The organism is Bradyrhizobium prioriisuperbiae, assembly GCF_032397745.1.
GTDB classification, from domain to species: Bacteria; Pseudomonadota; Alphaproteobacteria; order Rhizobiales; family Xanthobacteraceae; genus Bradyrhizobium_A; species Bradyrhizobium_A prioriisuperbiae.
The window spans coordinates 2,005,954-2,027,044 of sequence record NZ_CP135921.1; the positions used below are offsets into that span (position 1 = coordinate 2,005,954).

General features: G+C 64.0%; 19 protein-coding genes and 1 pseudogene. 7 read left to right on the forward strand and 13 right to left on the reverse strand.

Going from position 1 to position 21,091, the window contains the following annotated elements:
- Nucleotides 1-46 precede the first annotated feature (46 nt).
- On the reverse strand, nucleotides 47-1,258 hold the full coding sequence (locus RS897_RS09385; RefSeq protein WP_315836293.1) for a S8 family serine peptidase: 1,212 nt from the start codon (nucleotides 1,256-1,258) through the stop codon (nucleotides 47-49).
- A gap of 206 nt (nucleotides 1,259-1,464) precedes the next feature.
- Nucleotides 1,465-2,730 (reverse strand): DUF1488 family protein, encoded by a 1,266-nt coding sequence (locus RS897_RS09390; protein ID WP_315836294.1) that lies wholly within the window; start codon nucleotides 2,728-2,730, stop codon nucleotides 1,465-1,467.
- 235 nt (nucleotides 2,731-2,965) lie between these two features.
- On the opposite strand from RS897_RS09390, the gene RS897_RS09395 reads away from it, so the two are divergent.
- Both RS897_RS09395 and RS897_RS09400 read left to right on the forward strand, forming a co-directional pair.
- Nucleotides 2,966-3,718: an endonuclease domain-containing protein gene (locus RS897_RS09395; protein WP_315836295.1), complete on the forward strand. Its 753-nt coding sequence runs from the start codon at nucleotides 2,966-2,968 to the stop codon at nucleotides 3,716-3,718.
- 253 nt (nucleotides 3,719-3,971) lie between these two features.
- Nucleotides 3,972-4,787 (forward strand): annotated as a pseudogene (locus RS897_RS09400) (LLM class flavin-dependent oxidoreductase); the annotation flags it as partial.
- Between the two features lie 34 nt (nucleotides 4,788-4,821).
- On the opposite strand, the gene RS897_RS09405 reads toward RS897_RS09400, so the two are convergent.
- The 6 genes from RS897_RS09405 to RS897_RS09430 all read right to left on the reverse strand — a co-directional run bounded on the left by RS897_RS09405 (nucleotide 4,822) and on the right by RS897_RS09430 (nucleotide 8,477).
- Nucleotides 4,822-5,406 carry an NAD(P)-dependent oxidoreductase gene (locus tag RS897_RS09405; protein ID WP_315838570.1) on the reverse strand — a complete coding sequence of 195 codons (585 nt, stop codon included), beginning with the start codon at nucleotides 5,404-5,406 and terminating at the stop codon, nucleotides 4,822-4,824.
- Nucleotides 5,313-5,726 carry an NAD(P)-binding domain-containing protein gene (locus tag RS897_RS09410; protein WP_315836296.1) on the reverse strand — a complete coding sequence of 138 codons (414 nt, stop codon included), beginning with the start codon at nucleotides 5,724-5,726 and terminating at the stop codon, nucleotides 5,313-5,315. The genes RS897_RS09405 and RS897_RS09410 overlap by 94 nt, the downstream gene beginning before the upstream one ends.
- A 400-nt stretch (nucleotides 5,727-6,126) precedes the next feature.
- Nucleotides 6,127-6,975 (reverse strand): cyclase family protein, encoded by an 849-nt coding sequence (locus RS897_RS09415; RefSeq protein ID WP_315836297.1) that lies wholly within the window; start codon nucleotides 6,973-6,975, stop codon nucleotides 6,127-6,129.
- A gap of 33 nt (nucleotides 6,976-7,008) precedes the next feature.
- A complete protein-coding gene (locus tag RS897_RS09420) occupies nucleotides 7,009-7,599 on the reverse strand; it encodes an SRPBCC family protein (RefSeq protein WP_315836298.1) in 591 nt (196 codons plus the stop codon).
- A gap of 70 nt (nucleotides 7,600-7,669) precedes the next feature.
- Nucleotides 7,670-8,071 (reverse strand): cupin domain-containing protein, encoded by a 402-nt coding sequence (locus tag RS897_RS09425; RefSeq protein ID WP_315836299.1) that lies wholly within the window; start codon nucleotides 8,069-8,071, stop codon nucleotides 7,670-7,672.
- Nucleotides 8,072-8,078: 7 nt separating this feature from the next.
- Nucleotides 8,079-8,477, reverse strand: coding sequence for a hypothetical protein (locus RS897_RS09430; protein ID WP_315836300.1), 399 nt, complete (start codon nucleotides 8,475-8,477; stop codon nucleotides 8,079-8,081).
- A 62-nt stretch (nucleotides 8,478-8,539) separates the two neighbouring features.
- Here RS897_RS09430 and RS897_RS09435 point away from each other — a divergent pair, with 62 nt between their 5' ends.
- Nucleotides 8,540-9,226, forward strand: a complete 687-nt coding sequence (locus RS897_RS09435) for a cupin domain-containing protein (RefSeq protein WP_315836301.1) — start codon at nucleotides 8,540-8,542, stop codon at nucleotides 9,224-9,226.
- A gap of 32 nt (nucleotides 9,227-9,258) precedes the next feature.
- Here RS897_RS09435 and RS897_RS09440 read toward each other — a convergent pair whose 3' ends face one another.
- The 5 genes from RS897_RS09440 to RS897_RS09460 all read right to left on the reverse strand — a co-directional run bounded on the left by RS897_RS09440 (nucleotide 9,259) and on the right by RS897_RS09460 (nucleotide 15,981).
- Complete coding sequence (locus tag RS897_RS09440) at nucleotides 9,259-11,538, reverse strand: xanthine dehydrogenase family protein molybdopterin-binding subunit (RefSeq protein ID WP_315836302.1); 2,280 nt, start codon at nucleotides 11,536-11,538, stop codon at nucleotides 9,259-9,261.
- The gene (locus RS897_RS09445) at nucleotides 11,535-12,023 is read right to left on the reverse strand and encodes a (2Fe-2S)-binding protein (protein WP_315836303.1); all 489 of its coding nucleotides are present in this window, start codon (nucleotides 12,021-12,023) and stop codon (nucleotides 11,535-11,537) included. The genes RS897_RS09440 and RS897_RS09445 overlap by 4 nt, the downstream gene beginning before the upstream one ends.
- Nucleotides 12,016-14,331 (reverse strand): xanthine dehydrogenase family protein molybdopterin-binding subunit, encoded by a 2,316-nt coding sequence (locus RS897_RS09450; RefSeq protein WP_315836304.1) that lies wholly within the window; start codon nucleotides 14,329-14,331, stop codon nucleotides 12,016-12,018. Before RS897_RS09450 ends, RS897_RS09445 begins: the two co-directional genes overlap by 8 nt.
- On the reverse strand, nucleotides 14,328-15,182 hold the full coding sequence (locus RS897_RS09455; RefSeq protein ID WP_315836305.1) for an FAD binding domain-containing protein: 855 nt from the start codon (nucleotides 15,180-15,182) through the stop codon (nucleotides 14,328-14,330). The genes RS897_RS09450 and RS897_RS09455 overlap by 4 nt, the downstream gene beginning before the upstream one ends.
- 124 nt (nucleotides 15,183-15,306) lie before the next feature.
- On the reverse strand, nucleotides 15,307-15,981 hold the full coding sequence (locus tag RS897_RS09460) for a cysteine hydrolase family protein (RefSeq protein WP_315836306.1): 675 nt from the start codon (nucleotides 15,979-15,981) through the stop codon (nucleotides 15,307-15,309).
- 348 nt (nucleotides 15,982-16,329) lie between these two features.
- Between RS897_RS09460 and RS897_RS09465 the strand changes: the two genes are divergently transcribed.
- The 4 genes from RS897_RS09465 to RS897_RS09480 all read left to right on the forward strand — a co-directional run bounded on the left by RS897_RS09465 (nucleotide 16,330) and on the right by RS897_RS09480 (nucleotide 21,057).
- Nucleotides 16,330-17,409 (forward strand): BMP family ABC transporter substrate-binding protein, encoded by a 1,080-nt coding sequence (locus RS897_RS09465; RefSeq protein ID WP_315836307.1) that lies wholly within the window; start codon nucleotides 16,330-16,332, stop codon nucleotides 17,407-17,409.
- 18 nt (nucleotides 17,410-17,427) lie between these two features.
- On the forward strand, nucleotides 17,428-18,930 hold the full coding sequence (locus tag RS897_RS09470; RefSeq protein WP_315836308.1) for an ABC transporter ATP-binding protein: 1,503 nt from the start codon (nucleotides 17,428-17,430) through the stop codon (nucleotides 18,928-18,930).
- Nucleotides 18,923-20,035, forward strand: a complete 1,113-nt coding sequence (locus RS897_RS09475; protein ID WP_315836309.1) for an ABC transporter permease — start codon at nucleotides 18,923-18,925, stop codon at nucleotides 20,033-20,035. The genes RS897_RS09470 and RS897_RS09475 overlap by 8 nt, the downstream gene beginning before the upstream one ends.
- Nucleotides 20,036-20,121: 86 nt before the next feature.
- Nucleotides 20,122-21,057, forward strand: a complete 936-nt coding sequence (locus tag RS897_RS09480; protein WP_315836310.1) for an ABC transporter permease — start codon at nucleotides 20,122-20,124, stop codon at nucleotides 21,055-21,057.
- The last annotated feature ends 34 nt before the right edge of the window (nucleotides 21,058-21,091 follow it).

The window sequence follows — 21,091 nt, forward strand, 5'->3', positions numbered from 1 at the left end:
TCAGGAAAGGTATCGCGCAGACATCGTCGCTGGTCGAAGTCCATCGTCACTTTTGTGGCGCCTGCACAAGGCCCAGGCCGACGTGCCTGCGGTGACCGGGCAGTGAGACCGCGTTTGCCTCAAGCTTACGCCGAACGTCGTTCCCCCAATGGTCTGGCCTTTCCCCATTTGGAAAAAGATTCTGCAACCATAGGGCAGCGACACCGGCGACATGAGGAGTCGCCATGCTGGTGCCGCTCATCGCTATCAACCCTCCATTTCGCTTAGCGGAAAGCACCGATTGTCCGGGTGCCACGAGCAGACAACCGGTGTTCGAAAAGGAAGAAATGGTAAAGCCTGACTTCTCGCCCTTGATCGACGAGATCGCTCCAACCGAGATGAATCCTTTGGCGGCTGCCGGTGGGGCTATTGCGACGGTGAAACGGGGATCAATTTCCCTTTGGCTTTCATTACCCGATGCCGCAATTAGAATTGCCCCACACCCTTTACGCGCCAGGGGGTCGAAATATGAATGAAGCTCGTCGAAGAAGAGCAGCGTTGATCGGTACGCTTCGAGCGCTCTGGAAGTAGCGATCTTGATCGGATAATCCTTTTCGATGAGGCGCCCCACCAGGGCCGGAAAGTCGATTCCCAACGACATCGAAACGATATCGGCCTTCCGTTTGAGCGCCCACTCCAACCCGAGGGTCACAGCTTCGGTCGAAGCGCCCTCCGGTCCAACCACTTTTACGATCAGCCCCCTGTCGATGCCCGGAGCGACTCCGATCCGCTTCCCGTCAACCGTACAACCGAAAGCCGTGCCAGCGACGTGAGTACCATGCCCGCTAGGCTCGTCCGGTGCACTGCCCTCCACACCTTCCGGATGAGCCACGAAATCAATAAGCTCCAGCTTAGTCTTGGTGAACGCGACGTGATTGTGGTCGATTCCAGTATCGAGAATGGCGATCGTAACGCCGCGACCAACCTCATCGCAGCGATTGGCGCCGACCGCTTCAACTCCCCATACTTCGCCAGCTCCGGCATCCGGAGATTGCGACGACAGCTCTAGCGGAGCGATCAAGCTCAAGTTCACGGATGGAATTACGTCTTTGACTAGCCCTTCTCGTCGCAGATCAGCAGCTTCGCTGTCAGTCAACTCCTCAGTGACCACCTCGAATGGAAAGCCACGGTACTCCTCGTCGGGTGAAGCGAGCTCAATACCCGCTTCCACTTCCGGCCGTCGTTTTATGACGAGATGCGTTTCCGCGCGTCTTTCCATTTAGTCCCTCATTTGGGCTTCCAATCGAACGAATTCCTCGTTCGATGGTGGACGGAGGTCCAGGCGGCCATCGCTACGTGGGCTTCCGATGCGATTTCCTCTACTTGCAGGCGCGAACGGCTAGTACACAACTCGACCTGCAAATTCGTCGTCCCCGATAACTTCATCGTACATCCGTGAACTTCGCCAGTAAAAAGGCACGATCGTCAACGAAGATCCGCCAAGTCGGCAGGCCGTAGAAACACCGCACCATTCCTTTCCACTTGGCCTCGCCTTTGTTTCTGAAAAGCGAGTTGACGCAGCGAATGCTTACGCCGCTCGAACGCTCTGAGGATTTCTGACGACCCGCGGGTGAGACTGCGTTTCTCGATATCCTCGAGTGTATCTCGGTGCACACGAGCCACCACACTTTTCTGGTCAACCAAAATTCCAAACTCGATTTCGTCCTCGGATACGATCCTGGTCATTTCATCGAGAAACAACTCTGGCCGCTGCTCGCGCTCCTTACTTGGCTCGGTCAACGGAAACGTCGCCAACACGGCAAGAGCTGCCTCCTCGGAAGGAAACAGGTTCAGATTCGGATAGAAGCGGATGGAATGATGCAGCTCGTCACGCTCGTAGGTCTTCTCCGACACGATCCCGAGAAAGTGGACACGTTCGCGAAAGTGCCTCGCGGCTTTAGTCGGGTTCCCAGGATCAAATGCACCTCGGATTGGATGCTGCCTCCCGTCACCAGTCACAAACCGACTCTCGATGCATTCCGGAACAGCGTTAGCTCCGTACGCGATCAAATGACCATCAATCCGGTCAGCGCCCATGACACCGAACGCTCGCGCGTCGACTACCAGCATAGAGAAGCGCGAGCCATCCGGACTCGGAAATTTCGCGGGCTGCCCCGCCTGAGCTGCTTTCCGCACCATGCGCTCAATGGCTTTTACAACCTCGCCCGCCGGGCTTTGTTTGGCCAACCTCTCCAGTCGTTGGCGCTCTTGATGGGCCTCCGCAACAATCTCTCGCCGGATCGCTTGTTTAAGCGCATCGTGTTCGCTACTCGCGTCCAACATCGCCAAGTCTCGTTCGCGCTTCTGGTCGGCTTCCTCGATCTCCCCAGGGCTTGGCGGTTGGTACGTAACTAAGAAGCGGCCAGAAACCGGCCCCTCTTGCCAGGTCGCGGCTTTGAGTGCGTCGCTTTCGTCCAGGGAGTAGAGTTCAACCAGCCAATGCCCAAAGCGAAAATCGACCGTCGTGTTGCCCACCCCTGCGGCATGCTCGTACTCTGGCGTAATTCCCCGGTCATGCAGCGCCAGCCCAAAGCGGCCCTCGAAAAGTGACGCCATGTTGTCGGTAGACAGCCCCCCTGTCTTCGCGATCCGCGCCACCAGTTGAGCGGCCCAAGACACGCCGCGGAGAGTGTCGAGAGCGCTCCGTGTCGCCTCGGCCTCGGCTTGGGACAAGTTGAAGAACTGTGTCATCAATTAGTCGCGGGAAAAGACCGATTTCGTCCTTTATCGCATGAGCTTATCCCACGGCGGTCCTAAGATTCAACGGCTCGGCCAGGTAAGGCATGCCCACCAGTCATGCCGCGGGCCAATCCCTCTCATCGGCACCAGATCCACCATGGTTTGGACAAATATGGCCTCAAGTGTTGGACGTATTCGGGTCAGCCCCTACATGTATTTGCCCGTCCCCCTTTTGTGAGACCGCTCCATGAGCGACGATCTTTGGCACCAACTGCCTTGCGGCTTCCTCAAAAAGACGTCCAAAGGCTGGATGCGTCTGGACCGGGACTTGAGACTGTTGATCGTGAAACTAGCCAGTGCGCAGAAATTTCGATGCGCATTCTGTGACCGAACCAAAGGTCTTATTGTCGAGCACGACCATTCGCCGGTGCGCGGCAGCGGCGACAAGCCCACGATCTACAACGTCCGTGGCCTCGCGTGCCATCGATGCAACTGGCATCTAGGTATGTACGAAGCCGACGCGCGAGGCGATTATCTCGCCTGGAACGATGTGTACATCCGCATCTCTGAATGCGATTTTGATCCATATAACTACGCCTACGAGTGCCGCGTACTTACATTGCTGGAAAATGAGCTTGAACAGCAGCTTGAGCCAAGAAATTACTGGCGTAGGCGCCAATTCCTACAGAAGTTCGACGATTGGAATGAATGGGGCCGCGGCTGTTACCCATGGCGGTCGTATTTCGCCGAGATCAAGGAACGGCAGCGCCGAAAAATCCGAACACCCGAGCAATTCTGGAACAATCTGGCGGATATCGTCCGTTTCTTCATCGAACAGCGGCAGAAGAATCCGGATGCCGAATTACCGGATTCGTTTGCAAAGCTTCTCGTCCGCCTGAAACCGATTTTGGACAATGCACGACCGATTATTGAGGAACGATATCGCGAAATTCAAGCGAGCCAGCTGACCATCGCGACTGACCTTCTTCCGCACCGCTGAAATGCGGAGGTGCGTGGGAGGAGTTCAGCCCATCACTCAGGACGGCCATCGGAAGCACCAACAACCTCCTCCACCTCGCTCGCGAGCACCCCACCGAGACAACGCAAACGAGTGCGGCGCCAGTCGAAGTGCGTCCCTAACGGACTATTCATCAGCGATGATCTGCATTTGGTGTCAAAAAGAGTTCGAGCGTCTCTCAGTTGAGCATGGGATCCCCCAGGCTCTTGGGTGCCCTGATGCCTTGGTCATGCGCAGGCCGGCGCACTTCGCGTCCGCGGCGGCCACGCTGGACAACCTGACCGGCGGCCGCGTGCGGATCAACATCGTGTCGGGCAAGGACAACCTCGCTGCGTACGGCGACAGCGAGGGTGATCAGGCCCACCGCTATGCCCGCACCAAGGAGTTCATGCGGCTGGTTCGCCGATTGTGGACCGAAGAGAACGTGACTTACGCCGGCGAGCACTTCCGCCTGACCGGGTCCACCGCGATGCCGCGCATTCCACTTCGCGGCGACCGCCGACACCCCCGGCTCTATTTCGGCGGAGCCTCGGAAGCAGCCGAACGGGTGTCCGCCACCGAAGCCGACGTACAGCTGTTCTGGGGCGAGCCGCGCGAGGGCGTCCGGGAACGGATCGCGCGACTCAACGCGTTGAGCAGGGAACTGGACCGCGACCTGCCTGCGCTGGAGTTCGGGTTGCGGATCACCACGCTGGTCCGCGACACCACGGAGCAGGCCTGGGCCGATGCCGAGGCGAAGGTCGCCGAGATGGCCAAGAGCAACGGCGCCGGCTGGAGCGACCACCGCGAGGCGGTCGCGGAGGGACAGCGGCGGCTGCTCGACCTGCACACGCGCGGCGAGGTGCTCGACGACAACCTCTATACCGCGCCGGGCAAGTTCGGCGGCGGCGGGGCCGGCACCACCTGGCTGGTCGGCTCAGCAGAGGACGTCGCCCGCTCCCTGCGCAAGTATCAGGATCTGGGCATCACGCACTTCGTGCTGTCCGACACGCCCTACCTGTCCGAGATCAAGCGTCAGGGCGACCAGTTGCTTCCGTTGCTGCGCAACTGAAACTCGGGGCATTGAACGCGGTCCTTGGTCTTTGTCATTCCGCGCGGAACTTGACCCCGAGCAGGTCCTCGAACGGCAACACCATCGCGCCTTTGTCCTTGTCGCCGTGCCCCTGGCGCAAGGCGGTCTGGTAGGTCGCGGTGGCGGCCGCCGTGACCGGCATCGGGAAATTGCCCTCAACCGCGACTGCGGCAGCGCTGACGAGATCCTTGTAGGCCTTGCCCATGGGATAGCCCTCATCGAACAGACCCTTGAGGATGCGCGGCACGAAGTACTGCGAGGCATAGCTGCGGCTCGTGCCTGATGTCACGACCTGCCCGAACTTTTCCGGATCAAGCCCCATCGCCACCGCCATCGGCAGCACTTCGGCAAGCGCAGCGATATTGATGTCGTAGAGCACGTTGTTGAGCGTCTTGGTCAGCTGCCCCGAGCCGCTCGGCCCCATGTGCAATACGTTTGTGCCGATGCGCGCGAGCAGCGGGCGCACGGCCTCGAACGCCGCCGCGTCGCCCCCGCACATCACCGTCAACGTGCCGGCCGCCGCTCCCGCGGGCGCGCCGGAGACCGGCGCATCGACGAACTTTTTTCCCTGTGCCGCCAGTGCCCGGCCGATCTCCAGCGCCTTGCCGTGCGCGGGGTGCTGAGGTCGACCACGATTGCGCCGTCGGCAAGCCTCGCCGCGACTCCGTCCGCACCGAACAGGACCGTCTCGACCACGTCCCCATCGGGCAGGCAGAGGAACAACACCTCCGCCCCCGCGATCCTCTCGCGGTCCGTTGTGGCGACGAGCCCCGGCGCAACAAGACCTTCAAGGCGGGCAGGGTCGGCATCCAGCGCCACGACCTTTTCGGAGTCCGCTTCGCGCTTGTTGGCGAGGTGGAGAGCGACCGAGCGCCCCATCGCACCGAGGCCGATGAGTGCGATGTGTTCCGTCGTCATGCGCTTCTCCGGTGATCTTGTCGGGGCAGGCAGACGTTTCCGGGAACGCATTCAGCCCGCCAGCAGGATGGTGAGCCGCAGTATAAGGGGGAAAACAGCAAGCGACAGCGCCATGTCGTGATATTCGGAGACCACATCGCCGCTATGCGGAGCGAAGCGGCCGGCCCTGCTCCGGGCCACCTTTATGTGCTGCAGGTGAAGGTCAAGGGGGCGATGTGGTGGAACCGCGCCGCGACGTCATTCGAGACAACGCGCTGACCACAAGCGTGGACGTCTGACGCGGTGACATTCCATGCGCTGGTTCGTTGCCGGAGCCCGATCTCGTTGAAACCGAAATCGGGCTCCAATTTTGGGCGTAACGCGTTTTGTCCGCGCGACACAATGCCGAGATCAGTCCCGATCACCGCCGCTGGAAGATCGCCTTGGCGACGTCGCCGATGGCTTCGACATCTTCGTCCATCCCCTCGAAGCAGACGATCCGGCAGGGACAGGCCTCGAGGCCTTCGTAGCGCCAGGGGAACGCGCCGATGATGGCGCGCTTGTTCAGCATCTTCTCGATGTCGCCGCCGACGTTCTCGGCGTGGATCAGTCCTTCCTGGAAGGCGTAGGAGTGGAAGGGAAACATGTCCTCGGTGACCTCGCGGCCGGACTTCTTGTGGATGTAGTTGTACTCGCCGAAGAAATGGTCGCAGCTCATCCCCACCTTGGCCTCGAAACGCTTGGTGAGATCGGGGCGCATCAGGCGGATCGAGGTGTTCATGGAGTGGTCGCCGGACCCGCAGTCGATTCCGAACCACTTGATCTTCTTCTTCAGCATCCATTCCAGCAGCTCGATCTTGCCGCCGGGATGCATACAGAAATAGCGCACGAGATCCTGCTGCGGCTGGCCCTCCCAATAGCGATGCCAGCCGGTGTGGAGGATCAGGATGTCGCCCTCCTTCACCTCGACGGGCGCGGCCTCGATCATCTCCGGCGTGATCACCGCCCAGTCGTCCATGTGGGCCGAGACATCGACCACGGCACCGGGACCGACGAGGAAATCGAGCGGATAGGAGGCCATGTCGCCCATGCCGTCGGTGCCGTGCATCGCGCCGTCGATATGGGTGCCGACATGAAGCGCGGTGTCGATGCGCTGCGCGACGATCATCTTGGTCTGCAGATTCTGCGCATAGTACATCTTGTTGCCGGCGTACCCGACCCAGCCCGGGGTATGCACGTTCATCAGGTGGGTCATGTCAACGATCTTCATAGCCGCTTCCTTCGGTCGGATGTGGGTTAGCTCTCACGCAGCCCGGCGAAACCAGGATTTGAAAAGTCCCTTCAAGGCCACCAGGAGCAGTGCAGCCCCGCCGATCGGCTGGACAGCAGGGCTGTCGACCTCGCGCGCCGCGTCCGTGCCACCCGTCACCGCTGCTGCGGACGTCCGGTCGGCGACAAGGGCGGCCTCCGCATTCCTGACAAAATCGGCGACCAGGGCGTTGGCGATTTCAGCGATCAGGCCGGTGCGGCCGAACTGCGCGATCGTGCCGGACAACTGGATGTCGGAATCGACAACGACACAGGTAGCCGCGCCGGAGGCCTGCAGGGCGCAGACCATCGTCATCTTGCCGCGACTGGCGCCCTTGCGATCGACGCCCTTGCCGTCCAGCGCCACCGACTTCTGCTGGTCGTCGTAGCGAACACCCGCCTCGCCCTCGAAGCTCGCCTGAAACGGACCGACCTTCGCCGAGACCCTGCCCTCGTGCCGGCCGTCTTCCTTGAGGCCGGTGTATTCGGCGCCCGGCAGGCACGCCGCGACACGGGGCACGTCGTGAAAGAAATCCCACACCGCGTCGAGCGGTTGCGCAATGGTGAATTCCTGATGCAGCTTCATGGTGCGGCTCGTTGCGGAGGGATCGCCGTTTTGCCTGAACGATGACGACGCGCGTCGCGGGGATTTGCGGCTATTGCGAGGGCGGCGCGGCATCCGGCGGCAATGCACCCGCGGCCTTCAGTAGCGGCACGTCCGCGGGACTGGGACCACCGACACTGACAACGCCGGTGCCGCGGTCCGCCTTGACGGCGTGTTTGACGCCGACCGGCACATGGACGATGCATCCGGCGTGGAACGGCAGCGAGATGTCGTTGGTGTAGTCGTGGATCGTCCCCTCGCCTTCAAGGATGAAGATCGTGTCCTCGGACAGCGTGTGGATGTGGGGCACGTTGCCCTCACCCGCCTCGAGGCGGACATAATTGAGGTTCGCGTCCCAGGCGCCGACTCCCGGCCAGATCACGAAACGCGCATCCTTCGAGATCAGCGGCAGCCGCAGCGTGGGATGGTCGCGATGAAACAGACGAATTGCCATCTGGAAATCAGCCCTCCTTCGATATCAGGCCTGCATAAAGGCCGGCGTCAGGCGGGCACGGCCCGCCGACGACCGTGATGCCGCCGTCGCCCGCCTCGATGCGATAGCCGTCGCCGGCGTCGATGTGGACCATGTGGCCTTCGGCGAACGCGAGGCGGGCGCCGCCATTTTCGTCGACGATGCAGCCTGTTCCCGCGATCACGTAGTAGACGCAGTCCGATCCATGGCAAAGGCTGACGGTGCGGGCGCCTTGCTGCAGCGAGATCAACTGGAAACTGCGAAACGTCCCGCCATTGTGCGGCGACAGCACGACCTTCGCGTTGCCCTCACCCTCAACGATGGGTATCTCTGGACATCCGGCCGCGCTGTCGATGACCCGGACACGGGAATGGGGGACGCTGCTCATGGCCACCTTGAATTTGAATATAAATCAACTATTTTTAATACAGTAAAAAAAGGCGACCTGCAATGTCCTCGTCACCCAAGCGAAAAACATCCCTGCGAGGCAAGCGCGAGGAGCGTTCGGAGCTCGGCAGTTCCCGCCCCGTCCCTCTCGGCGGCGGCGCCGAGGCTGCCGCATCGGAGGAGATCGCGGAGACAACCGCGAGCACCCTCGCCGCGATCGGCGTCCGAATCCGGGAGCTGCGGCAGTTGCGCGGCCTGAAACTGCAGGAGCTGGCTGATACGTCCGGCCTCAGCCCGTCCATGCTCAGCCTGGTCGAACGCGGGCGCGCGTCGCCCTCGATCGGCTCGCTGATCGTCATCGCCAGCGCGCTCGGCGTGGCGATGTCGGACCTGCTGGTCAACGGCGACGACAGCGAGGAGAAGATCGTGGTGCGCGCCTCGGAGGCCCGCATTGTCGAGACCGCCCAGCACGTCGTGCGCCGGCTGCTGCGCGAGGATCGCGCGCGCGGAGTGTCGGTCGCCGTCAACGAATACGCGCCTCACACCGGGAGCGCCGAGCATCCGATCACCCATGACGGCTTCGAATACGGCTTCGTGCTGGAAGGCGAGCTGACCGTGGAGGTCGACGGCTCCAAGCACGTGCTGCAGCAGGGCGATCTCATTGCCTACAGTTCCCGCCGCCGGCACAAGATCTGGAACCACGCCAGGAAGAAAGTCCGGACGTTGTGGTTCAATCTCGACAGAGAATAAAGGCCGGCACCGCGGCGCGCGATCGGCAGGGATCATGCGCACCGTCCCGCGAGAATGGCATGCAGGCGGTCGGGCGTGATCGGCAGCCGATCCACCGCACCGGGCCTTTGAATCGCGGCATCGATCGCCGCCGCAAGCGCCGCGCCCACCGCGGTGATGCCACCCTCGCCCGCGCCCTTGACCCCGAGCGGATTCAAGGGACTTGGCGCATCCTCGCGCAGCAGGACCTCGACATCGGGCACCTCGCGGCATGACGGCATCAGATAATCGGCAAAGCTGGTCGCCAGCGGCTGTCCGTTGTCGTCGTAGACGAACTCCTCCAGCAGGGCTCCACCGATGCCCTGCGCCGCGGCGCCGACGATCTGCCCCTCGATCAGCATCGGATTGATGGCCCGCCCCATATCATAGGCGACCAGATAACGCTCGATGGTGATGCCGCAGGTGGACGGATCGACGCTCACCTGGGCGAAATGAACGCCATAGGGATAAGTCATGTGATCGGCGCTGAACCGGCCCTCGCCGGTGAGCCCGCCGGCTCCGGCGAGATGGGCCGCGATCTCCGCCAGCGACAGCGAAGCGCCGCCCGTCGCGACGCCGATGCTGCCGTTCGACAGGCTGAGATCATCGACCCTCGCCTGCAGCAGATCGGCGGCCACGCCCATCGCCCGCGCGCGCAGCGCTTCGGCGGCGATCTTCACCGCGGAGCCGGTCATCACGGTGACGCGGGAGGCAAAGGCGCCGAAGCCAGTTTCGATCCGCACGGTCTGGCCATGGATGACCCGTATCCGCTCGATCGGAACATCGATCACCTCGGCACAGATCTGCGCCAGCACCGTCTCCACGCCCTGACCGACGGAGGCGACGCCGGTGACGATCTCGATGGTGCCCAAGGCATCGACGCTGATGCGGACGAGGTCATGCGGACCGAGGCCGCTCTTCTCGATGAAAAAAGCAACACCCGCTCCGACCATCTCGCCATCGGCCCGTCGTGCGGCGAGCTGGGCCTGCAGCCGGTCATAATCCAGATGGCCAAGCATGCGCTCGAACAGGTCGCGATACTTCCCGGAATCGTAGACCACATGGGTGCCGAGCGTCTCGGTGCCGCGGTCGAACGGCATCGCCTCCTCGCCGATGAGGTTGACCCGGCGCACATCGACCGGCGAGAGCGCGAGCGCGCTGGCGATGGCGTCGATCAGGCGCTCGCGGGCGAAGGTCGACTCATAGCGGCCGGGTGCCCGGTAGGTACCGGCCGGCGTCTTGTTGGTCAGCCGGATGTGGCCTTCCACGCGATAGGCCGGAACGAGATAAGGGCCGGGCAACAGGCCGGCGGAGAGATCGGTCACCGTGGTGCCATGGGTGCGTACATAGGCGCCCTGATCGGTGAAGAATTCCGCCTTGAGGCCGAGGATAAAGCCGCGGCGGTCGACGGCGGCCTGCAAACGATAAGCCTGGTCGCGCGAGTGGTTGGCGGCCAGCAGATGTTCCTTCCTGTCCTCGATCCATTTCACCGGCCGGCGCAGCCGCAGCGCTGCGGCACACACCAGCACATCCTCCGGATAAAGCTCGCCCCTGATGCCGAAGCCGCCGCCGACATGCCCCTCGCTCAGTTCGAGCCGGCCGGCGGCGAGGCCCAGCATCCGGCTGATGGCATCGCGGTTGTAGTGAGGGACCTTGGCTGCGCCATACATGGTGACGCCGTCGCGCCCGGCCTCGTAGACAGCCAGCACGCCACGGGTTTCCAGCGGAACCCCGGTATGGCGTCCGACTCGCGCCTCGCACGCGACAATGCGGTGGGCGGCGGCGAACGCCGTGTCCACATCTCCGTAAGCGCGCCGGATCACCGCCGGCTCGGACATCAGGCCGGGATGAACCTCGGGCATGAAGGCCACCGGCTCGGCGGTGGCATCGAGATGGGCGTCGAGTTCGTCGATGTCGCAGAACACGAGCTCGGCCGCGTCTTCCGCCACATAGGGATCGACGGCGAAAACGACCGCGACCGGCTCGCCGACATAACGCACATAGTCACGGGCGAGGACCCATTGCCGATAGGGCGCGAGCCGATCGAGGCCCATCTGCCGGAAATCGATCGGGGGCAAATCCTGGATGTCATCGATCGTCCAGATGGCGACGACCCCTTCGAGCGCAGTGGCCTCGTCGCACTCGATTCCGCGGATCCGCCCGAAGGCGAGCGGGGACCGCACCAGGCGCATGTGGAGTTGATCCGGCCAATTGCAGTCGGCGGCAAACACGCCGCGCCCGAGAAGCAGCGGATGATCCTCGATCCGCTTCAGCGACCGGCCGATATAGCTCATCCGCGTGGCTTCATCCGCAGCTCCCGCGCCGCGAGCCGCACCGCCTTGACGATGTTCTGATAGCCGGTGCACCGGCACAAATTCGAGGACAGCACCTCCTTGATCTCGTCGTCGGACATCTCGGGATCCTCCTGCAACGCACCGGCCGCGAGCATCAGGAAACCCGGCGTGCAGAAGCCGCATTGCAGGCCATGGTTTTCCCAGAATGCCCGCTGCAATGGATGCAGGGTGTCGCCATCGGCCAGCCCCTCGACGGTACGGATCGCCTGGCCCTGCGCCTGGACGCCGAACATCAGGCAGGAGCGCACCGGCTTGTCGTCGACCAGCACGGTGCAGGCGCCGCAGACGCCGTGCTCGCAGCCGAGATGGGTTCCGGTCAGGCGGCAGTCGTCGCGCAGCACGTCCGCCAGCGTCCGCCGCGGCTCCACGCATACCGCATGGACCTGGCCGTTGACGGTGAGATTGAAGTTGAGCTTGCTAGGCATGGACTGGTGCTCCCGCGCGGCGCAGCTGGTCGCGAATCCGCTGGGGCGTCGCCGGCATCTCGAACATCTCGATGCCGAACGGCGACAGCGCATCGACGACGGCGTTGATCACCGCCGCCGGCGCGCCGATCGCACCGCCTTCGCCAACGCCTTTCGCCCTGGTAACGCTTTCGGGCGACACGGTTTCCATATGGACGATCTCGATGTCGGGCATCTCGGCCGCCGTCGGCGGCAGATAATCGGCGAACGATGCGGTCAGCAGATTGCCGGCTTCGTCGTAGATCATCTCCTCGAACAGCGCATTGGCGATGCCCTGGGCAACGCCACCGGCGATCTGGCCGTCGACGATCATCGGATTGATCAGCACGCCCGCGTCCTCGACCACGAGAAACCGTTCGATGGTGACGCCACCGGTCTCGATATCGACCTCGACAATGGCGACGTGGCAGGCATTGGAAAAGGTTCCGCCCGGATCATAGACGGCGTTCTCATGCAGTCCGGGAGACAACTCCGCAAACCGATGGCTCTGGTGATAGGCCGCCCGTGCCAAAGCGCCGATCTCCATCGCCTTGTTGGAATTGGCGACGCGCGCCCAGCCGCTGTCCAGCGTGATGTTGTCGGGATCCGCATCCATCAATTGCGCGGCGATGACCTTCAGCTTGACGGCGATCTTTCCCGCCGCGAGCTTCGACGCCCCGCCGGCGATCACCATGGAGCGGCTGGCGAAGGTGCCCCAGCCATAGGGCGTGGCATCGGTATCGCCGGACACGATCCGGATGGTGTGCGGATCGATGCCCAGTTCGTCCGAGACGAGTTGGGCAAGGCTGGTCTTCAGACCCTGGCCATGGGGCGAGGAGCCGATGCGCAGCACGACATGACCCGAGGGATCCATCGTGCAGTCGACGATCTCGTAGCCGGGCACGATCTCCATGCCGCGGGCGGCGTAGGCCGGCGTGCCGTATCCGGTGCGCTCGCTGAAGACCGACAGGCCAACGCCGAGATAGCGCCCCTGCCGGCGCATCGCGGCCTGCCGCAGCCGGAATGCCGGGAGATCGATGGTGTCGACGGCCACCTCCATCGCCTGCCGATAGGAGCCCTGGTCATAGAGCAGCCCGGTGGGCGAGCGATGCGGAAACGTCTCGATCAGATTGCGGCGCCGGATCTCCACCGAATCGATGTTCAGGCGCTTCGCCGCGACCTCCATCAGGCGTTCCATGGTGAAGGTCAGCATCGGACGCGACACGCCCCGGTAAGGCGCCATCATGCAGGTGTTGGTCGCAACGCCGCGCGAACGGGCGCCATACTCCGCAAACGCGTAAGGGCCGGGCAGTTCGGCGAACGCCATCAGCGGCTCGACGCCGCAGGTGACGGGATAACAGGAGAAGGCGCCGACATTGGCGCGCAGATCGGCATCGAGGCCGAGCAGCCGCCCCTCCTGCGAAAACGCGCCGCGAACGGTGAAGGCCTGGTCGCGGCCATGGGCCGAAGCGAGAAAATTCTCCCGGCGATCCTCGATCCAGGCGACACTGCGCTTGAGCTTGCGCGCCAGCCAGACCAGGACGACATATTCGGGAAACAGCGACATCTTCTGGCCAAAGCCGCCGCCGACGTCGGGCGCGATGACGCGCAGATCGGCCTCGACGATGCCGAGCGTATCGGCGATGCCGGTGCGCAGCATGTGCGGCATCTGAACCGACGCCGTCAGCGTCACCCGTCCCGTCGCGGCGTCGTAGGTCGCAAGCCCCGCGCGCGCCTCCATCGGTGCCGCCGATTGACGATGCGACCGCAGCTCAAGCGTCACGATCTCGGCTGCGGCGGCGAACGCCGCATCAAAGCCCGCCGTCTTCATCCGCCCCTCGACCAGCACGTTCGAGGGCGCCTCGGGATGCACCGCCTCGGCACCGGAGACGAGCGCCAGGTCGAGATCGACGATCGCGTCCGTCGTGTCGATATCGACGAACACCGCGTCGGCGATGTCCTCCGCAAGCGCCGGATCGTCGGCGACGACGACGGCCACCGCCTGTCCACTGAAACTGATGCGATCGACCGGCAGCACGGGCTGGCCAATCGCAACATAATCCGGACGATGCAGGATCGGCCGGATCGGCTTCACCTCGGGCAGATCGCGCCCGGTGAAGACGGTCGCGCCCGGCGGAATCTCGATAGCGAGGATCGTGCCCCGCGCGATTGGACTGCGCACGAAACGGACGGCGGCGGCGCCGCTGATGCGATCGGCGACATAGCTGCCGCCGCCTTTCAACAAGGCGGGGTCCTCGAGCCGCGGCAGCGATCGCCCGATCCAGTTCATGCCACGGCCTCCACGAGCGCACGCCTGACCGCCGTTGCGATCAGGTCGCGGCGATACTCGGGCGACGCGTGAATGTCGCCGGTCGGCGTGATGGACTCGCGCGCCTCGCGCGCAATGGCGTCGATGACGTCCGGCGACGCGGGCCCACCGATCAATCGGCCTTCCAGCTGCCCGAGCCGGATCGCACGGTCCGCAACGCCGCCTATTCCGAGCCTTGCGTCCTTGATGATTCCGTTGTCGATCCGCAGCGCCGCCAGCGCCATGCCCAGCGCGAAATCGCCGGCGCGCCGCGAGAACTCGTAGAACCCCACCCGCCAGTCCCGCGACAGCGCTGGCAGGCGGATCTCGGTCAGCAGTTCGTCCGTCGCGAGCGCAGTCGAAAACGTGCCCCTGAAGAAATCCCGGCTGCCGATCACCCGTTCGCCGCGCACGCTGGTGACGACAAGATCGGCGCCGAGCGTAGCAGCGACAAGACACCATTCCGACGCCGGATCGGCGTGCGCCAGGCTGCCGCCGAAGGTGCCGCGCTGCCGGATCGGATAATGCGCGATGTGCCGCACCACCCTGGACAACAACAGTCCCAGCGGGCCGTCGACCACGGGGCGATGGAACGCGGCATGGCGCGTCAACGCGCCGATCGAGAGCCTGTCGCCATCCGGCCTGACATAACTCAGGTCCGGAAGGCGGTTGATGTCGATCAGAATCGACGGCCGCGCCAGCCGGAAATTCATGGCCGGAACGAGACTTTGCCCGCCCGCAAGAATCTTGCCGGCATCACCATGCGCCGCCAGCACCGAAATCGCCTCGGACAGGCTGGCTGGCTGGACATAGTCGAACGGCGCTGGCTTCAATTTTTTAATCTTGTTAAAGATGATTGAATTTTACTAACATGGAGAAATGGCGATGTCCACATCGGTCCTCCTGTTTCGGCTCCTGCCCGTTTCCGCACGGGCCGCGATTGCCATGACGGCGCATTCAGCGCCTGCTCCAGCTGTCCAGCAGATCGGAGGCGTCCATCACCAGGCCGAGATGCAGCGACACCATCCTCAGCGCCGCCTCTTCCATCTCATCGTCGGTGCCACGCACCAGGTCGCGCAGCACGATCACCCGATAGCTCAGATTGCTGGCATCGAAGGCCGCATTCAGAACGCAGCAGTCGGTCATGCCGCCGTTCAGGATCACAGCGCGGGCGCCCATCTGGCGCAGCAGGAAATCGAGATCGGTGGCGAAGAACGGCGACAACCGCTTCTTGCCGGCGACCACCAGGTCCTGCGGCTCGACGCGGGTCACGAATTCAGTCCAGCGCGAGCCTTCGATGGCATGGGCATCGGAGTTGGGAATGGCGCCGACATGGAGCGGGAACGTGCGGCGCCATGCGGAGGGAATGCCCGCGATGTCGTCGACACCGCCCTTCCGCAACACCGATTTGACATGGATGATCGGCACGCCCAGGGCGCGGGCCGCCGCGTGAAATTTGTCGATCGGCTCCACGATGTCACGTGCGCGCGGCGCCGGGCAGGGGCAATCCGGCGTATCCGCAAGATGCCCCTGGTGCATGTCGATGGATATGATCGCGGATCGCGCGGCGTCGGTGAAATCCTCGAACCCATTCGGAAGATCACGCCGGGTGCCGTAAACGTAGGTCTTCATCACGCCTCCTGTCATCGCCTCGGTTGTATCGGAACGGCGCTTCGCGCTCCCGGCAAACCACGCATGTTCGAGTGCAAGGCAATATCCAGGCCGCACGTCGATGCCGTCAGGCACGCCAGGCCGCGGTCTGGCCGCGACATCTTTCTTCAACACGAGCTGGAGGCCACATCCAGCAATCGGCACGAAACCATGATCGGTCTCGTACCAAGCAGGGAGGGGAAGTTGCCCATCGATTGGCTCGACGGTGACTAAACAATTGGCGTGCTATTTTTCCCAACAATGCGAAGATTTTTCGCCGCGCCCTTTGCGCCGACCGAAAAACCCCGCACAGCAAAAGGACTTTGCGTCATGCGATGGACTGCCATCCCCGTTCTTGCGGCTGCCCTGACCGGCGGTGCCGCGATCGCCTATGCAGCAGGCTTCACGCTGCCGGCTCCGCCGAAAATCGCCTTCCTGTACTTCATGGACAAATCCGACGGCGGCTGGACGCAGGCCTTCGAAGAGGCTCGCGTGAAGGTCGAAAAGTCGATGGGGCTGCAGATGCCTTTCGTTGAAGGCGTTCCGGAAGTCGCAGGCCAGATCACGCCGGCGGCCGAGCGTTTCATCCAGCGCGGCTACAATGTGATCATCGGCACCGCCTTCGGCTATTCCGACACCTTCAAGGAGCTCTCGCAAAAGTATCCGAAGGTGGCGTTCCTCAATGCGTCCGGCACCACCAACGGCTCCAACCTCGAATCCTTCTACGGCCGCACCTATGAGAGCCAGTATCTGTGCGGCATGGTGGCCGGCGGAATGTCGAAGACCGGCAAGCTCGGCTTCGTGGCGGCGCATCCGATCGGCCCGGTGAACTGGACCATCAACGCCTATGAGATGGGCGCGCAGAAGATGAACCCGAAAGCCACGGTGACCGTGGTCTTTACCGGCGCCTGGAACGATCCGGTCAAGGAACGCGCGGCGGCGCAGGCGATGGCCGACCAGGGCATCGACGTCATCGGCCAGCATGTCGACACCCCGACGCCGCAGATCGTGGCGCAGGAGCGCGGTATTTACGGCACCGGACATCACCGCGATTTCCGCGAGTTCGCACCGAAGGCGACGCTGTGTTCGTCGGTCTGGACCTGGGATCACTTCCTGACGCCGGAACTGAAGAAGGTCGCGGCCGGCAACTGGGAACCGAACCCCTATGGCGCGTTCCCCGGCATCAAGGATGGCGGCACCGATATCGCCTGCTGCAACACGGTGGTTCCGAAGGATGTGGTCGACAAGGTGATGGCCGAGCGCGATGCCATCATCGCCGGAAAGAAGATCTTCACCGGGCCGATCAAGGACGCGGCGGGCACCGAGCGCGTTGCGGCCAACGCATCGCTTGACGATGCCGGCCTCTGGAAGATGGACTGGTATATTCCAGGCGTGATCACCCAGAAATAACCACTGGACCGTTCACGCATGACCATGGCGTTGCAACTCGTCGGCATTCGCAAGTCGTTCGACGGTGCACTGGCTCTCGATGGCGCGTCCTTCGAGAGCCGGGCCGGCGAGGTGCATGCGCTGCTCGGCGAGAATGGCGCCGGCAAATCATCGCTGATGAATGTCGCGGCCGGACTCTATGCCCCCGATGCGGGATCGATCGTCATCAACGGCAGCGACGTTGCCCTGAACGGCCCGGCCGATGCCCGACGGCACGGCATCGGCATGGTCCACCAGCATTTCAAGCTGGTGAGGCCCTTCACCGTGGCGGAGAACGTGCTGCTGGCGAACCCGCGACCGCATTTCTCTTCCGGGATTCGCGATATCCGCGCCGCCATCCGCAAGCAGGCGGCCGACCTGGCCTTCGACATCGATCCGGACCGCCGCATCGACGCCATGACGGTCGCCGAGCAGCAGCAGGTCGAGATCATCAAGGTGCTGGTCGGCGGCGCGACCATCCTGGTTCTGGACGAACCGACGGCTGTGCTGACCGATGCGGAGTCCGAGAGCCTGCTCACGACGGTTCGCCGGCTGGCCGCGGCCGGCACCGCGGTGGTGCTGGTGACGCACAAGTTGCACGAGGTCAAGCGCTTCGCCGACGCCGTCACGATCATGCGCGGCGGCAGGACCGTCGCCAGCCTCGACCCGCGCCGCGCCAGCGCGGAGGAGCTGACCGAGCTGACGGTGGGGCAGACCGCGGCGCTGCCCGAGCGCACGCCGCATGAAGGCGGACCGACGCGCCTCAATGTCGGCGCCCTGACCTATGCGCGCGGCGATGGCCGCACCATGCTGAACAACACCAGTTTCCATGTCCGCGCCGGCGAGATCTACGGCATCGCCGGTGTCAGCGGCAACGGCCAGTCGGAACTCGCCGAGGCGCTGATCGGCGCGATCGAACCGAATTCGGGCGAAATCTGGCTCGACACCATCGGCAACATCAGCCATGCGGACCGCAGCAAGCGCCGCGATGCCGCGATCGCCGCCGTGCCCGCCGACCGTTATGCCTACGCGCTGGCGGGCAGCCTGTCGCTGGCCGACAACTTCGCGGTCGCGCATATCCGTTCCGGCCGTTACGGCGGCGTCGCCCGCCTCAACCGATCGGCGATGCGGCGCGAGGCGCGCGACGCCGTCAAGGACTATGATGTGCAGGGCGTGCGCAGCGTCGGGCAGAAGGCATCGCTATTGTCCGGCGGCAACGCACAGAAGCTGGTGATCGCGCGGGAGTTCAGCCGAGATCCGCAGGTCGTGGTGGCGCACAGCCCGAGCCGCGGGCTCGACGTGCGCGCCTGCGCCGCGGTTCACCAGCGCCTGATCGCCGCGCGCGAGCGCGGCGCCGCCATTGTGTTGATCAGCGAGGACCTCGATGAAATTCTCAGCCTGTCGGACCGCATCGGCGTGATGACCAAAGGCGCCATTGTCGCGGAGTTCAAGCGTCCCGCGGATCGCCAGGCGATTGGGCGCGCGATGGTGGATCATGCATGACCGTCTGCGCCAGCCGGCGATTCCCATGACGCCTCCCGCCGTCACCACTACGCCGCGCCGGTTCGGCCGCCTCACGCTCGACGTGCGTCAGAACGTGTCGCCATGGAAGCAGGCCGCGTTCGTCGGCGGCTCGCTGCTGATCGGGCTGGTGGTGTCCGTCGCCATTCTCGCTGTCACCGGCATCCCGCCGCTGACGCTGGGAAGCGAACTCGCCGGCGTGCTGGTCGCCGAGAACCTGCGCGGCGTGCTGATCCAGGCCGCTCCGCTGATCCTGGTCGGGCTGGGGGCGAGCCTCGCGTTCCGGATCGGCTTCTGGAATCTCGGGATCGAAGGCCAGATGGTCTTCGGCGGCATCTTCGCCGCCGCGATCTCGATCTACGACATCGGCCCGCCCGCCACACGGCTGGTGCTGATGGGAACGGCCGCCGCGATCGGCGGCATGCTCTGGGTGCTGCTGGCGGCCTTTCTCAAGACGCGATTCCGGGTCAACGAGATCATCGCGACATTGCTGCTGAACTACATCGCGATGTATTTCCTGTTTCACCTGCTGTACGGCACCTGGCAGGATGCCAAGACGGCGTTTCCGCAATCGTCGCCGTTCCGCCCGTTCGAGCGGCTCACCGACATCGCAGGCGGCGTCAACAGCGGTCTCTTGATCGCGATCGCCGGCGTGCTGGCCGCGGGCTGGCTGATTCATCTCAGCCGGATCGGCTTCTACACCCGTTTCATCAGCGCCAACCCGCGCATGGCGAGGATCGTCAACATTCCGGTGCAGGCAGTGACGATGAGCATCATCGCGGCCTCCGGCGCCTGCGCCGGCCTTGCCGGCTTCATCAACATCGCGAGCCAGGAGGGCCGGCTGACGCAGTCCTTCTCCAACGGCTATGTGTTTTCCGGCGTGCTGATCGCCTTCCTGTCGCGCAACGATCCGATCGTGGTCGCGGTGGTCGGCTTTTTGATCGCGGTGCTGTTCATCACCGGCCAGACGCTGCAGGTGTTCTACCAGATCCCGTTCACGATGGTGCAGATGATCGAAGCGATCATCGTCATCGCCGTCGCATCCTCGGAATTCCTGATCCGCCATCGCATTCGCTGGATACGTTAGGGCATGACCCGGACCCGGAGGGCCGCGTTAGCGCAAAGTGGGGACCGGTTCTCCGAAGAGGTCATGCTCAAGCAGAAGGCACCATCGTGAACGATTTCCTGATCAACTGGATGGCCAATGCACCGGTGACCGCGGTGCCCTACGCGCTGGCGGCGCTCGGCCTGATCGTGTCGGAACGTTCCGGCGTGCTCAACCTCACCGCGGAAGGCCTGATGCTGATCGGCGCGCTGGCGGGGGCGGGGACCTGCCTGACCCTCGGCGGTCATCCCGCGATTGCGCTGCTGGCCGCGATGGCCGCCGCCAGCCTCGTCTCGCTGCTGTTCGCGGGCCTCGTGGTGGTGCTGCGGATCAACCAGGTGATCGCGGGACTGGCCGTGGTGTTCTTCTGCCAGGGCTTCACCGGCCTGATCGGCACACTGGCGAAATGGCAGAACAAGCAGCTGACCGGCCTCGCCCCGCTGAAGCTCTGGCCGTTGTCCGAGATTCCCGCGGTCGGCCGGATCCTGTTCACGCAGGATCCCATCGTCTACCTCACCGTCCTGATCTTCATTGCGGTGAGCTTCCTGCTGTTCCGGACCATGCTGGGACTGCGCATCCGCGCGGTCGGCGAAAACCCGGCGGCCGCCGACGCCGCCGGCACCAGCGTCGTGCTGCACCGGATCCTCGCGATCGTCGCCGGCTCGTCCCTGATTGGTCTCGCCGGCGGCTACATCTCGGTTGTCAGCGTCAAACTGTGGGTGACGGGAATGACCGGCGGCCGCGGCTGGATTGCGGTCGCGCTGGTGGTGTTCGCGCGCTGGGCGCCGTGGCCGGCGCTCTGGGGCGCGCTGCTGTTCGGCTGCATCGAGGCGCTGATCCCGCATGTGGCCGCCGCCGGCATTCGCGTGCCGCAGTATCTGATGCTGATGACGCCTTATCTGGCGACCCTTGCCGTCATGATCTGGGTCGGCGCCAAGGACCGCAGCGGTGGCCGCGAGCCGGGCGCGCTGGGGCAGCCGCATGTGCGCGAGGAGCGGCGGTAGTGCAACGAGTCGTTCCCCCCTGTGGGGAGCGAGC

Bases quoted from the DNA above. Each gene is read 5' to 3' on its own strand.
- RS897_RS09385 (WP_315836293.1), bottom strand. From the start codon at position 1,258: ATGGAAAGACGCGCGGAAACGCATCTCGTCATAAAACGACGGCCGGAA.
- RS897_RS09390 (WP_315836294.1), bottom strand. From the start codon at position 2,730: ATGACACAGTTCTTCAACTTGTCCCAAGCCGAGGCCGAGGCGACACGG.
- RS897_RS09395 (WP_315836295.1), top strand. From the start codon at position 2,966: ATGAGCGACGATCTTTGGCACCAACTGCCTTGCGGCTTCCTCAAAAAG.
- RS897_RS09410 (WP_315836296.1), bottom strand. From the start codon at position 5,726: ATGACGACGGAACACATCGCACTCATCGGCCTCGGTGCGATGGGGCGC.
- RS897_RS09415 (WP_315836297.1), bottom strand. From the start codon at position 6,975: ATGAAGATCGTTGACATGACCCACCTGATGAACGTGCATACCCCGGGC.
- RS897_RS09420 (WP_315836298.1), bottom strand. From the start codon at position 7,599: ATGAAGCTGCATCAGGAATTCACCATTGCGCAACCGCTCGACGCGGTG.
- RS897_RS09425 (WP_315836299.1), bottom strand. From the start codon at position 8,071: ATGGCAATTCGTCTGTTTCATCGCGACCATCCCACGCTGCGGCTGCCG.
- RS897_RS09430 (WP_315836300.1), bottom strand. From the start codon at position 8,477: ATGAGCAGCGTCCCCCATTCCCGTGTCCGGGTCATCGACAGCGCGGCC.
- RS897_RS09435 (WP_315836301.1), top strand. From the start codon at position 8,540: ATGTCCTCGTCACCCAAGCGAAAAACATCCCTGCGAGGCAAGCGCGAG.
- RS897_RS09440 (WP_315836302.1), bottom strand. From the start codon at position 11,538: ATGAGCTATATCGGCCGGTCGCTGAAGCGGATCGAGGATCATCCGCTG.
- RS897_RS09445 (WP_315836303.1), bottom strand. From the start codon at position 12,023: ATGCCTAGCAAGCTCAACTTCAATCTCACCGTCAACGGCCAGGTCCAT.
- RS897_RS09450 (WP_315836304.1), bottom strand. From the start codon at position 14,331: ATGAACTGGATCGGGCGATCGCTGCCGCGGCTCGAGGACCCCGCCTTG.
- RS897_RS09460 (WP_315836306.1), bottom strand. From the start codon at position 15,981: ATGAAGACCTACGTTTACGGCACCCGGCGTGATCTTCCGAATGGGTTC.
- RS897_RS09465 (WP_315836307.1), top strand. From the start codon at position 16,330: ATGCGATGGACTGCCATCCCCGTTCTTGCGGCTGCCCTGACCGGCGGT.
- RS897_RS09470 (WP_315836308.1), top strand. From the start codon at position 17,428: ATGACCATGGCGTTGCAACTCGTCGGCATTCGCAAGTCGTTCGACGGT.
- RS897_RS09475 (WP_315836309.1), top strand. From the start codon at position 18,923: ATGCATGACCGTCTGCGCCAGCCGGCGATTCCCATGACGCCTCCCGCC.